The sequence below is a fragment of the Shewanella oneidensis MR-1 genome, assembly GCF_000146165.2.
GTDB lineage: Bacteria > Pseudomonadota > Gammaproteobacteria > Enterobacterales > Shewanellaceae > Shewanella > Shewanella oneidensis.
The window spans coordinates 890,171-902,980 of record NC_004347.2; the positions used below are offsets into that span (position 1 = coordinate 890,171).

Consider the following 12,810-nt stretch of genomic DNA (forward strand, 5'->3'; position numbering starts at 1 on the left):
GAGGCTTGATTGTAGCGGAATTCCTCTAGCCTCAAAAGCACAAGGCGCACATATCTTAAATGAAATGTGCGCCTTAGTTGGGGCAAGCTACCGCGATTTAGGCTTTAGAACAATACGCGTGTGCGCAGCGTGCCATCAATTGCCTTGAGTTCTACTAACGCTTCTTCTGCTTGATGCGTGTCAACTTCCATAACCACATAACCGATTTCTGCGGTGGTTTGCAGGTACTGAGCGGCAATGTTAATACCCTTCTCAGAGAAGGCCTTGTTGATTTTGATCAGCACGCCAGGACGATTTTGGTGGATATGCAGTAGGCGAGAGGTGCCTTTGTGCATTGGTAGAGACACCTCAGGGAAGTTCACGGCCGACACGGTTGAGCCGTTATCAGAGTATTTGGCTAATTTGCCAGCCACTTCAATACCGATATTTTCCTGTGCTTCTGCGGTGCTACCACCCACATGTGGCGTGAGCAGCACATTATCTAAACCACGTAATGGGCTGATAAATTCATCATCATTCGATTGTGGCTCAACGGGGAATACGTCAATTGCAGCGCCTGCAAGGTGACGTTCTTTAAGTGCCACAGTGAGCGCATCGATATCGACCACAGTACCGCGGGAAGCGTTGATAAAGATGCTGCCTTTACGCATAGCGGCAAATTCGGCGGTACTGATCATGTCTTTCGTTTGTGGCGTTTCAGGCACGTGCAAACTGACCACATCGGCTTGAGCCAGTAATTGCTCCATTGAGTGGATTTGCTGAGCGTTACCCAATGGCAATTTATCTTCAATATCGAAGAACACTACACGCATACCTAAGGTTTCTGCCAAAATGCCTAGTTGAGTCCCGATATGGCCATAGCCAATCACGCCTAAGGTTTTGCCACGGACTTCGTAACTGCCAGCGGCGGTTTTCATCCAACCACCTCGGTGGGCGATGGCATTGCGCTCAGGAATACCACGCATCAACATAATGATTTCGCCTAATACGAGTTCGGCTACGCTGCGAGTATTGGAAAACGGCGCATTAAATACGGGGATCCCGAGGGATTCGGCGGTGGCAAGATCCACTTGGTTTGTGCCGATACAGAAGCAGCCAATTGCAATTAATTTTTCGGCACGTTTCAATACATCGGCGGAGAGTTGGGTACGGGAACGAATACCAATAAAATGGGCATCTTTTATGGACTCGTGTAGGGCTTCATCACCTAACGAGGCTTTGTGATATTCAATATTGGTGTATCCCGCGCGTTCAAACACATCTACAGCAGATTGGTGGACGCCTTCCAACAACAGGATTTTGATCTTATCCTTGTCAAGCGAATGTTTCGCCATGATATGGGTACCCTCTTAATTAATTGAAGTGGTTCTTATATGCTATGCTGACAACCTTTGTCCACCAAAGTAGCACTTTTTGGGCTCACTGTGGAGGGCTAGATGGCTAAAGTTAATATTCTAAAATGAGAACAATATCGCATAAGAGGAAGGAACATTGAATAATAAAATTGCTTGGTGTGGTATTTACCTCTCAGTTTTAGCGTGGTCGGCGATAAAACCTGCCGATCCCTTTACTTGGTGGCTCGAAGCCTTACCCGCATTAGTGGCGGTTCCGCTGTTATTTTTTACCCGCAAACGCTTTGAGTTAACACCATTAGTGTATTTTTTAGTCCTAGTTCATTGCTGTGTGTTGTTTGTCGGGGCGCACTATACCTATGCCGAAGTGCCATTATTTGACACGATTGCCCAGTGGATGGGCAGTGAGCGCAACAATTACGACAAAGTGGGGCATTTTGCCCAAGGTTTTATTCCCGCGATGTTAGCTCGTGAGATTATGTTACGTAATCAAGCAGTTAAACCAGGTGCTTGGTGTGCATTTTTGGCCACTTGCTTTGTACTCGCTTTCAGTGCCTTCTACGAACTCATTGAATGGTGGGTGGCAGTAGCTACAGGTGAAGGTGCTGAAGCGTTTTTAGGGACTCAGGGTTACGTTTGGGATACCCAATCGGATATGTTTTTAGCCTTAATTGGCGCCATTGTGGCTTTGTTGAGTTTGTCTCGTGTACAGGATAAGCAAATCGCTAAGCTTACTGCTCAGTGATAACTAACTTATTACTGTTCCCCAATCCCCTCAGAATAGGATTTTGAGGGGATTTTTTGTTCCCTAAACCGTCATATTTCTGTGTTAATTTTTTGTTTAAACTTTCGATTGATCTCTTTATAGACTAAGGTATAAACCTGAGTGTAATGTAGATAGCATTTAGTATTAATTGCTGGTAAACAGGTACTATTTAGGGAGTTAGTCGAATTTACTACATATAAATAGATGTTATTAGTACATTTGGGTGATGGCATTCATACGGTAACTAGTCAAAATGGGTTATGTTAATGAAATGTACGGCGAGATATTCGTGATATTTCATCTAGCCTCATATAAAGATAACGAAATACTTTTCAGGGAGAAGAGTAAATTGAGCACTATCAATGAGTTAGTATTTTTACATCAAGTGGCGGCACCTTGCCATTTAGCGATACTTGCTGAATCTATTGGATTGAAAACACGGATCGTTAAACATGCCTCTGAGTTAGAGTTAAATGTAGATAAAGGACATCGCAGCTTCTGTTTGATTGCTCAGAAAGGCGCAGCCTTAGATAATAAAGGTATCCCACTGTTGGCGTCCCGTCTTGTACCCCATATACCAGTGGCTTTGTATCAAGTCGAGCGCAATTCCTTAGATCAGGAATCTGCAATGCTGTTAGGAATTCGAGGGCTGCTATTTACCGATCAGCGAATGGATTTGATGCTAACAGGGCTGCGTAAAATGGTGGCCGATGAATTGTGGTACGACAGAACGTTGCTCAGCAAGATGTTTCGCCGGGTGGTACAAAAATTAGATGGGCAAAATGATATGCCCGCCGATACTGTTGCGATGCTGCAAGCACTTACCTCAAGAGAGCGAACGATTATTCAATTTGTCTCCAGCGGAGCGCGCAATAAGGAAATTGCTCATCGCCTCTGCATCAGTGAGCATACGGTAAAGGCACATATTTCTTCTATATTCCGTAAAACACAGTCACGCAATCGCGTTGAATTATTGCGTTGGGCACAGACCTATCAAACCCATTTTGAGTTTTGCAGTTAAACGTTATTTAGGCTTGTTAAGTGCTAGCTGAACTTTGCGTATATGTAAGTCGAGATTGCTAGGTATGTGAGCAGTTTGCCTTTGGACAATCCACTTGTGATTGTTAAAAATAAGCAGTTAACTTACTAATTTAATAAATAAAAAACGGGAGCATATTAAATGCTCCCGTTTTTATTAGCAGCCTTCAACTTGAAAGCTGTCTATTGGTTAAGATTAGTATTGCACTACAGTCGCAACGTTCATATCACCGCTTTGAGTGACGCTGATACTGTTGTTGTTGCCCGCTTGAGAACCTAATACTAAGTTGTCATTACCTGTTTGAGTAATCATTAGGCTATTGTTATCACCACTTACGCCAAATGAGCTCGCTGCAAATGAGCTACTGCTATCGCCGCCCACCCAGTTACCGCTACCTGCTTGAGTGATTTCTGCTGCGTTTTCATCGCCTTCGATAATTAAATCGATTAAGTTCAGATCGCCACGGTGTTGTAGAGCAGTGACATCAGCATTGTTGTTACCTTCAACAGTGATGATGGTTTCGTTTTGATCGCCATCTTGCTCTACATTGACTTCGTTGTCGTTACCAGTGGCATCGACGTAGGCAAAGTTCGCATCACCTTCTTGGCTGATTTCAATGCTGTTGTCTTCGCCGGTTGCGAAGGCAACAAGTTCGTTGTTATCACCTTTAGAAGATAAATCGAAATCGTTATCTGTGCCGTAAGCGCCAAAGGTTGCGAAGTTGGCATCACCGCGTTGTTTTAAGTCAACGTCGTTGCTATCACCCCATACTTGGAATTCTGCACCGTTGCTGTCGCCTTTTTGCTTGATGGTGATATCGTTATCGTCACCTTGAATATCCGCAATTAAAGAATCACCCACAGTATTGCTATCGCCGTCTTGAGTGATATCGACAGTGTTATCATCACCTGTAGTCATTGACAGATATGCAGTGTTGTTGCTGCCTTCTTGTTCCATGCTGATATCGTTTTCACTACCAGCCAAGGCGTAAACGAAACCAGTGTGGTTGTCACCTTTTTGGTAGATGTCAACGCTGTTGTCGTTACCAGCGATGCCTTTGGCTGCACCAAAGTTATTATTACCGATTTGTTCGACGGAGACATCGTTGTTATTACCCACGTTGGCACTTAGATCGAGAGCAATTAAACCCGCTTGGTTGTTGTTACCGTATTGTTTGATATCGCCGTCGTTGTTATCACCTTCAACACGGAATACGGCAAGGTTTTCATCACCTTCTTGTTCAACAAATGCACTGTTTTCATTACCAGTAATTTCAACGTAGCTTTCGTTCAGCTCACCTAATTGGTTAACAGAAACGAGGTTGTCGTTACCCACGACATCGTTGCTACTTTGGTTGAAGAAGCCGTCTTGAGTCACTTCAGCTTCGTTGTTATTACCAGTCACATCAACAGCGGCAACATGCCAGTCTGTTTGTTGGCTAACCGTCACTTCGTTGGCATCGCCAGTTGAATTAACTTGGGCTTCATGCCACACACCGTCTTGCACTACTGTGGCGACTTGTGCATTACCGGTTTGGGTCACTGCAGCTGCGTTAATAACCCCCGTTTGTGCGACTAAGGTGTCTTGGCCTTCGCCAGTTTGTTTAACGCTGATTTCGTTGATCGTACTTGCCGCTAGTGCATGACCACTTAATCCAGCTGTAATGGCTAAAGCAATCAATGACATTTTAGCTTGTGATTTCATGTGACTCTCCCTGTTTAATATTGAGTAATTGAGATTGCAGCACCGTCCGCAATCTGTTGAATCGAAAAATTGCCGCTTCCTAGCTGGTTCAATTGCACCAGGTTGTCATTGCCAATCTGGGTAATTGATGCCTTATTTTGAGCGCCGACTTGCAGTAGTTGGACTTCATTATTGGTACCAATCTGTGTCACGAGGGAAATGTTATCGTTACCCGCTTGTGTCACGTAGGCGCTGTTATCGCTGCCTGATTGGAACACTATCCCTTGGTTTGCAGTTCCTTGCTGCACGAGGTCGATAAGATTATCGCGTCCTGAACGCTCAATGAGCGCTTGCAGAGTAATTGGCAATTCACTGACATCTGCCGCATGGGTGGGTGTCAGATAACTACATAACAAGAGAAGCAGTACCAAAAAGCGTGTTAGTGGATTTGGCACAAGTGACTCCTTGCATGTATGGGTGTTTTGGTCGGAGTAAAGACTCCTTCCAACTCAGGCATCAAGTTACGAGTCATAGTGCTGAGAGACAATTGGCCGAAAGGGTATTTATTTCGATGGTGTAATTTAAATGTTAATCGTGCTGACTTTTGTTAATCGTATGAAAATCCAGTTTTTTGTCGATTAAACCTCACGGTTACCCTATTTTTATCCTACCAAGTTGGTCTAGTAGTTAAGTTGTATTTAGCTTTTCGGTGCTTTTTAAAGTTGAAACATTATGGCAACAATTTATCGGCAAACATGCTGGAAATTCGCCGCTATTATCCATTCAACCTTGAGTGGAGGTTGCGTAATTGCCGTTCCAGAATTTCAACGTAAAGGACTATAGGAAGCTCAATATGTCGATAAAACTCTCACCGTTGGCGTTAGCAATTACAGGAGCTATGACGTTGTCAGCCGTACCGGCTATGGCAAAAGATGCCCCTGTCTATGAAAAAGATGCCATTCTCGTGGTGTATAAAGACAATGCAACTAAAGCAGAGCGCTCGGCGGCTCAGCGTTTAATTCGTGGAACATTAACCGATGTCAATGCCGATGGTGTCGACGATAAATTTCCGCATTTACTTAACGGCAAGCTGGCCCGTTTAGCATTGCGTAAAGGCGCCAATATTGAAGATGCCATTAAGGTGATCAGCCGTCATCCTGCGGTGAAATACGCTGAGCCTAACTATATTATCAAAGCGATAGGTACACCTGATGACCCAAGTTTTGCCAGCCTATGGGGAATGAATAACACTGGCCAAAGCGGTGGCACTGCCGATGCGGATATCGATGCACCTGAAGCTTGGGAAATCACCACAGGTAGCTCTGATGTGGTGATTGGCGTTATCGATACCGGTGTGGATTACAACCATCCCGATTTGCAAGCCAATATGTGGGTCAATGCGGGCGAAATTGCGGGCAATGGCATCGATGATGACGCAAACGGTGTTATCGACGATATTCATGGTTACAGTGCCGTGAATAATAACGGAAATCCAATGGACGGAAACGGCCACGGTACCCATGTTTCTGGCACGATTGGCGCTAAAGGTAATAACGGTGTCGGTGTAGTAGGCGTTAACTGGGACGTTAAAATTGCCGGATGTCAGTTCCTCGATACTGACGGTTATGGCTCTACCGCGGGCGCTATTGCGTGTATCGATTATTTCACCAACCTTAAGGTTAATCATGGGGTTGATATTAAAGCGACCAACAACTCTTGGGGCGGTGGCGGCTTTAGTCAAGCATTAAAAGATGCAATTGAAGCGGGTGGTGAAGCAGGGATTTTATTTGTTGCCGCAGCAGGAAACGATGCCGTCGATAATGATGCGAGCCCACACTATCCTTCAAGCTATAACTCTGATGTGGTGTTCTCCATTGCCAGTACAACTCGCAATGACCGTATGTCAGACTTCTCACAATGGGGTTTAACCAGTGTTGATATGGGCGCGCCAGGCTCGGCGATTTTATCAACTGTCCGTGGCGGTGGTTACGCGACTTACTCTGGTACCTCGATGGCAACTCCCCACGTGACGGGCGCCGCCGCTCTCGTTTGGGCATTAAACCCTGACTTAACACCTGTTGAAATGAAAGAACTACTGATGGCCTCAGGTGATGCGAATGCGGATTTAACCGGTAAAACGGTTGCGGGTACTCGCCTCAATGTGGCTAATGCGCTGGAGCAGGCAAACCCATCACCTAGCTATAAGTTCACCGTATCACCGGCTTCACAATCTGTCGAAGCAGGCAGCGCTGCAAGCTATAACTTCAGTGTTGGCAGTGTGGCAGGTTGGGATGGTGATGTCGCATTGACTGTCAGCGTGTCACCTGCACTTGAAGGGGTTTCATTATCAAGTTCAACCGTTTCTGCGGGTGGTTCATTTACCTTAAACGTGGCGACAACCGCGCAAACGGTTTGGGGTGATTACAGCATTACGGTGACGGGCAATGATGGTGCGATTGAAAAGTCTAAAGTCGTGTCGCTTAATGTCTTCCCACAAGGATTAAACGACTTTACCTATGGTAATGAGAACTCTGTAGCCATTCCGGATAACAACCCTAATGGCGTTATTAGCACAATAGAAGTCGCCGACGATGTACAGATTTTTGGTGTGCTCGCTGACGTGAATATCAGTCACACTTGGATTGGTGACTTACGCGTTGTGCTAACCTCACCAGCGGGTACTCAAGTGGTGTTACATAACCGCGATGGTGGCAGTGCTGATAATATCGTTAAGAGCTGGGATCTAAGCGCATTCGATGGTGAAAATGTACGTGGTACTTGGTCATTATCTGTCGATGACAATGTGGGTTCAGATACCGGAACGCTTAATAACTGGGGCTTAGTCATCAGCGGCTTAGGTGAGGCTTCCCCAGCTGCGCCTGTTGCAGGTTTTGAGTTTGCCGTTGAAGGATTAGGCGTAGCCTTCACCAACACCAGTACAGATGCAAATGATGATATCGTCAGTTACAGCTGGGACTTTGGTGATGGTACAAACTCTACTGAGATGAACCCAAGCCATGTTTATACCTCTGCGGGTACTTATACTGTGTCTTTGACTGTGACCGATTCAATGGATCACAGCAACACTGTGACGATGCCTGTACAAGTCTATGAGCATAATATTAATGCTGCTGTTAGCCGCGCATTAGTATCGCGCCGTGGCAGTGCAATGGTAGATCTCACTTGGGATAGTGCTTTAGGTGAAAACGTTGCCCTTTACCGGAATGGTGAGTTGGTGGTAACGACTGAGAACGATGGTAGCTATCGTGATCGCTTTACGACCACCGCCTCAAGTGTGACTTATCAAGTGTGTGAAACGACAGGAACATTATGTTCTGCGCCAGTTGTCGCGCAGTTCTAATGGATGGATAAAATAACAAGGCGACCTTAGGGTCGCCTTTTGTTTATGGTCGTTATGTTAATGTTTATCTGATAATTTCTTCGGCTGAGTTTCGGCGCCAATTTGCGTTTTTCGTTCGGATAATTGCTGCATGAGTTGCCGATTGATCGAGGTAAGCTCATCGAAATGAGCATTAATTTTATTTACTTGGCTTAAGTAGTCAGGATCTGTTTTCTCTTTATTTTGCCAATATCGTTGACGTTCGAGTTTTTGTAATTCACTTGCCCTTAGGATATCAAAATAGCTATTTTCTTGTTTTAAACGATAGAGCTCACCGTCGAGTAATTGCAGCAATTTATCCTTGGATAAAGTCTGGCTATTTAGCAAGGCATGCAGCGGGTCGACTTTGTCTTCACGTTTATCGGAATCAATTTCAGTCGTTATCCCTAACTGATATTCAATTTTATGTTGACTATATTCCTGTGGGCAAGCGGTTTGGCTAAAGACGACTTTATCGTCTTTACGACATTTATAGACGGTATTTGCGAGCGCTGCAGTGGGCAGGGTTACGCAAATAAGGGTCACTATGAGTCTTGCCATTCGACGACAAATCCTTTGTATACGCGATGAATGAAGTTATCACTATGGGTACTAAGCCAGAGTAAAATGGAGTTGTTTTCTCCCCATTTAAACTCTAGCAGGTATCAATCCGTGTGCTATAAACATATGTTACTTAAGGTTAACATTTGTGAATACTATGACGTAAGTTAAAGAATAAAACCAGTTTTTTGACAATGGAAATTTTTTGACGCTCAGCTAGACGCCCCAAAATACGAGTAGTGCAGAGGTAATAAAAAAGGAGCCTAAGCTCCTTTTCTCAAATCTTAAATTGATGCTTAACGATCAAAGCGCAGATTATCAATAAGCCGCGCTTTACCAAGGTAAGCTGCGGCTAAAATTACTAGGGCTTTATCCTGGGTTTCAGCCTTCGCTAAGGTATCAGCATGGCGAACTTCTAAGTAATCAGGGGTAAAGCCGGCAGCGGTTAAGCTCGCTTTGGCTTCCTCGGTGACTTGTTCGATGCTGATGCCTTGCTTTATCCCTTGCGCCATGGCATCAATGGCTTTTTTCAGTGCGGGCGCAGCGGCTTTTTCTTGCGCAGTAAGGTAGCCATTACGTGAACTCATGGCTAAACCTGAGGCTTCGCGAATAGTGTCAATACCGATAATTTCAATGGGTAAAGATAAGTCTTCAACCATAGTGCGGATCACTAACAGTTGTTGATAATCCTTATTACCAAAGAACGCAATATCCGGTTGCACTATGTTGAACAGTTTACAGACAATCGTCGCGACGCCACGGAAGTGACCTGGACGACTGGCGCCGCAGAGCACATCGGAGATCCCTGGTACTTCTACATAGGTTTGCTGTGCTAACCCTTTGGGATAAATAATCGCTGGGGTTGGTGTAAACAACAGCTCTGCTCCCGCTGCAGTTAACGCTTGGCTATCGGCCTCTAAGGTGCGCGGGTAGGCATCGAGATCTTCATTTTGCCCAAATTGCATGGGATTAACGAAGATAGATGCGACCACATGATCGCACTTCTTAGCCGCTTCTTTCACTAAGGTGATATGTCCCTGATGGAGATTACCCATGGTTGGCACAAAGGCGACAGTTTCGCCCTTGGCACGCCATGCTCGCACTTGAGTACGAATATCATCGATATGGGCGCTAGTGATCATTAACTCTTACCTTGCTAAAACCTAAAATGAGTTGGATGTGTATCGGCACAATCAAATGAATGTGTGCTCTGTACTCTTAGTTAAACGTGTGCTCCGCACTGGGGAAGCTGCCGTTGGCGACTTCTTCAATATACGCCCGCACGGCAGAACGGATCTCGCCAGTTTGTTTTAGGTAGTTTTTCGAAAAACGTGGAATATAACCACTGGAGATACCTAATACATCGTGCATGACCAGAATTTGGCCGTCGGTGGTAGCGCCTGCACCAATGCCGATAACGGGAATAGTTAAGGCTTGAGTAATTGCGGTGGCAAGTGATGCGGGAATACATTCAACCACTAATAACTGCGCGCCTGCCGCTTCTAACGCTTTAGCTTCATCGATAATGCGCTGGGCATTTTCAGCGTCGCGGCCCTGCACTTTAAAACCACCAAAAACGTTTACTGATTGTGGTGTTAGGCCCAAGTGAGCACAAACAGGAATGCCACGTTCAGTCAATTTGGTGACTGTTTCCAATAACCAGTGGCCACCTTCAAGTTTGACCATATTGGCACCCGCTTGCATGAGCGTGGTGGCATTTTCCATTGCCTGTTCTGGCGTGGCATAACTCATAAATGGCATATCAGCGATCAGCAGTGAGCGCTCAATACCGCGACGCACGCAACGGGTGTGATAGGCAATATCGGCGGTGGTGACGGGCAGGGTATCATCGTGGCCTTGGAGAACCATTCCCAAAGAATCGCCGACCAGTAGCACATCGATGCCTTCGCCGTCGAACGCGCTGGCAAAGCTGGCATCATAGGCTGTCAGAGCGGTGAATTTTCTACCTTCCTGTTTGTATTTCAACAGGGTTGAGCTAGTAACTTTAGACATATGGGAGATCTTCAAACCAAATGGAAGTGGTGTTATAAGCTAACTGAGGGCTGACTTCAATGATCATTGCCCAGTAGTTGTAACTCGGCCAAGAATTTTTCACTGATGAGGCTTTGTAGCGGTGTTTTACAGGGTAAAACCAGATCGGGAGCAATAGCGGCTAAAGGCACCAGTACAAAGCTACGTTCTTTCATGCCATAGTGCGGTACTTTGAGTCTGGGCTCATCGATGATGGCATCACCATATAAGAGTAAGTCGAGATCTAAGGTTCTAGGTCCCCAACGTTCTTTGCGCACACGGCCTTGGGTATTTTCGATGTGTTGCAGTGCATCTAACAAGGCGAGTGGGGTAAGCTTGGTCTCAAAACTTGCCACGGCATTAATATAGTCGGGTTGCACTACCTCTCCCATCGGCGTTGAGTGATAGTAGGGCGAAACCTTAAGGCTTTGATTTTCAGCCAAGCTGGACAAGGCCATCAAGGCATTGTCCAACTGTGCTTTGGGATCTTCAAGATTCGCCCCTAGGGCGACAAATACTTGAGTCATTATTCTTCGGCTTTAGCTTTTGCGCCGCTCGGGCGACGACGACGGCGCTGGGGGGTATTGCGATTACGGTTGCCTGAGGCTTTGTTACCACTGCGAGCAATGGTTAAACGCTCAGTTTCATCCGCTTCAACAAACTGTTGCCACCAAGCGGCACTCTTGGCCAAATTGCCACCTTCGACTTCACCACGCAGTAACAGTAAATCGTATGCCGCTCTAAACTTAGGATGCTCTAACAGTTTAAAGGCGCGCGTGCCTTGGCTGCGCTCAAAGCGGAGTTGTAATTGCCAGATATCTTTGGCTGGTGTGCTAAAACGGCGCGGAATGCTAATGGTTTGGCATTGCTGCTCCATGACATCACCCATCGCCGCGAAAAAGGCATCGTATAAGGTGAGGCCACTTTCAACGGCAATATCTTCTGCGCGTTGGCGCAGTGGATACCAGAGGATCGCCGCATAGAAAAACGATGGCGTCACTGGCTTATCTTCATTTACCCGATCATCAGTGCTCTTCATGATGGCTTGCACCATCTTCATTGCCGGACCTTTTGGCGCCTCTTTTAATAGGGCATCCACCTGAGGAAATAGGGGCGCAAACAGTTTATATTCCTGCATCATGTCAAAATTTGCCACGGCTTTGCCAGCGAAGAAGAGTTTGAGCACTTCTTCATACATGCGCGCTGCAGGAATATCTTTAAGCAGTGGTGCTAGCTGTTTGATCGGTTTAGCAGTCACTTCGTCGATGGTCATGCTGAGCTTAGTGGCAAAACGCACGGCTCTGAGCATACGAACCGGATCTTCGCGGTAACGGGTTTCGGGATCGCCAATCAGTCTTAAGGTGCCCGCCTTAAGATCTTCCATACCGCCGCCGTAACTGCGGATAGAGTAATCGCTAATATCATAGTAAAGGGCGTTAACGGTGAAATCGCGGCGCTCTGCGTCTTCATCGATTTCTCCGTACACGTTATCCCTGAGCAAACGCCCTTCGGCATTGGCTTTGGAAATCTTTTCATTACTTTCACCGTGGTGGCCACGGAAAGTTGCAACTTCAATTACATCGCGGCCAAAAACGATATGCGCCAGACGGAATCGACGACCGACAACACGGCAATTGCGAAACAGTTTTTTGATTTCTTCCGGCGTCGCATTGGTGACAACGTCGAAGTCTTTCGGTTCGAGTCCGAGGAGTAAATCCCGTACACCCCCACCCACTAAATAGGCTTGAAAACCGGCTTTATTCAGTCGATATAGTACCTTAAGCGCATTTTCACTAATCTGCTTGCGGGAAATTGAGTGTGCATCCCGAGGCACTAGCGCCAAGCTTAAGCCGCCGGATGTGAGTTCAGGCGTTTGGGGTTCAATCTGAGCTGGAGTTGGAGCGGTCGTTTTAGGCGCGTCTTCAAATAGCTGCTTGCAGAATTGGCTGATACGGCGAAAAATGGGACACCTCGGAATGTATCTGTTACGTGGTTAAAA

11 protein-coding genes are annotated in these 12,810 nt (G+C 46.1%); 3 read left to right on the forward strand and 8 right to left on the reverse strand.

Features of this window, described 5'->3' with window-relative positions; translation table 11 throughout:
- Nucleotides 1–104: 104 nt before the first annotated feature.
- Nucleotides 105–1,334 carry a phosphoglycerate dehydrogenase gene (gene serA, locus SO_RS04045; protein ID WP_011071152.1) on the reverse strand — a complete coding sequence of 410 codons (1,230 nt, stop codon included), beginning with the start codon at nt 1,332–1,334 and terminating at the stop codon, nt 105–107.
- 157 nt (nt 1,335–1,491) lie between these two features.
- Here serA and SO_RS04050 point away from each other — a divergent pair, with 157 nt between their 5' ends.
- On the forward strand, nt 1,492–2,097 hold the full coding sequence (locus SO_RS04050) for a DUF2238 domain-containing protein (RefSeq protein WP_011071153.1): 606 nt from the start codon (nt 1,492–1,494) through the stop codon (nt 2,095–2,097).
- Between the two features lie 370 nt (nt 2,098–2,467).
- Nucleotides 2,468–3,139, forward strand: a complete 672-nt coding sequence (locus tag SO_RS04055; RefSeq protein WP_011071154.1) for a helix-turn-helix transcriptional regulator — start codon at nt 2,468–2,470, stop codon at nt 3,137–3,139.
- 213 nt (nt 3,140–3,352) lie between these two features.
- Here SO_RS04055 and SO_RS04060 read toward each other — a convergent pair whose 3' ends face one another.
- Both SO_RS04060 and SO_RS04065 read right to left on the reverse strand, forming a co-directional pair.
- Entirely contained in the window at nt 3,353–4,861 is a 1,509-nt protein-coding gene (locus SO_RS04060) for a curlin (protein ID WP_011071155.1), read from the reverse strand.
- A 14-nt stretch (nt 4,862–4,875) separates the two neighbouring features.
- Nucleotides 4,876–5,295 carry a curlin gene (locus tag SO_RS04065; protein WP_011071156.1) on the reverse strand — a complete coding sequence of 140 codons (420 nt, stop codon included), beginning with the start codon at nt 5,293–5,295 and terminating at the stop codon, nt 4,876–4,878.
- A gap of 398 nt (nt 5,296–5,693) precedes the next feature.
- On the opposite strand from SO_RS04065, the gene SO_RS04070 reads away from it, so the two are divergent.
- Complete coding sequence (locus SO_RS04070; RefSeq protein ID WP_011071157.1) at nt 5,694–8,201, forward strand: S8 family serine peptidase; 2,508 nt, start codon at nt 5,694–5,696, stop codon at nt 8,199–8,201.
- A 57-nt stretch (nt 8,202–8,258) separates the two neighbouring features.
- On the opposite strand, the gene SO_RS04075 is transcribed toward SO_RS04070, so the two are convergent.
- The 5 genes from SO_RS04075 to SO_RS04095 all read right to left on the reverse strand — a co-directional run bounded on the left by SO_RS04075 (nt 8,259) and on the right by SO_RS04095 (nt 12,645).
- Entirely contained in the window at nt 8,259–8,780 is a 522-nt protein-coding gene (locus SO_RS04075; RefSeq protein ID WP_011071158.1) for a hypothetical protein, read from the reverse strand.
- A 296-nt stretch (nt 8,781–9,076) separates the two neighbouring features.
- On the reverse strand, nt 9,077–9,922 hold the full coding sequence (gene panC / locus SO_RS04080) for a pantoate--beta-alanine ligase (RefSeq protein WP_011071159.1): 846 nt from the start codon (nt 9,920–9,922) through the stop codon (nt 9,077–9,079).
- Nucleotides 9,923–9,998: 76 nt separating this feature from the next.
- Nucleotides 9,999–10,793: a 3-methyl-2-oxobutanoate hydroxymethyltransferase gene (gene panB, locus SO_RS04085; protein ID WP_011071160.1), complete on the reverse strand. Its 795-nt coding sequence runs from the start codon at nt 10,791–10,793 to the stop codon at nt 9,999–10,001.
- 56 nt (nt 10,794–10,849) lie between these two features.
- Nucleotides 10,850–11,338 carry a 2-amino-4-hydroxy-6-hydroxymethyldihydropteridine diphosphokinase gene (gene folK, locus SO_RS04090; RefSeq protein WP_011071161.1) on the reverse strand — a complete coding sequence of 163 codons (489 nt, stop codon included), beginning with the start codon at nt 11,336–11,338 and terminating at the stop codon, nt 10,850–10,852.
- The gene (locus SO_RS04095) at nt 11,338–12,645 is read right to left on the reverse strand and encodes a polynucleotide adenylyltransferase PcnB (RefSeq protein WP_202950653.1); all 1,308 of its coding nucleotides are present in this window, start codon (nt 12,643–12,645) and stop codon (nt 11,338–11,340) included. The genes folK and SO_RS04095 overlap by 1 nt, the downstream gene beginning before the upstream one ends.
- Nucleotides 12,646–12,810 lie beyond the last annotated feature (165 nt).

Excerpts from the sequence above, each read along its gene's own strand:
- serA (WP_011071152.1), bottom strand. The coding sequence starts at position 1,334 with ATGGCGAAACATTCGCTTGACAAGGATAAGATCAAAATCCTGTTGTTG.
- SO_RS04075 (WP_011071158.1), bottom strand. The coding sequence starts at position 8,780 with ATGGCAAGACTCATAGTGACCCTTATTTGCGTAACCCTGCCCACTGCA.
- SO_RS04060 (WP_011071155.1), bottom strand. The coding sequence starts at position 4,861 with ATGAAATCACAAGCTAAAATGTCATTGATTGCTTTAGCCATTACAGCT.
- panB (WP_011071160.1), bottom strand. The coding sequence starts at position 10,793 with ATGTCTAAAGTTACTAGCTCAACCCTGTTGAAATACAAACAGGAAGGT.
- panC (WP_011071159.1), bottom strand. The coding sequence starts at position 9,922 with ATGATCACTAGCGCCCATATCGATGATATTCGTACTCAAGTGCGAGCA.
- folK (WP_011071161.1), bottom strand. The coding sequence starts at position 11,338 with ATGACTCAAGTATTTGTCGCCCTAGGGGCGAATCTTGAAGATCCCAAA.
- SO_RS04070 (WP_011071157.1), top strand. The coding sequence starts at position 5,694 with ATGTCGATAAAACTCTCACCGTTGGCGTTAGCAATTACAGGAGCTATG.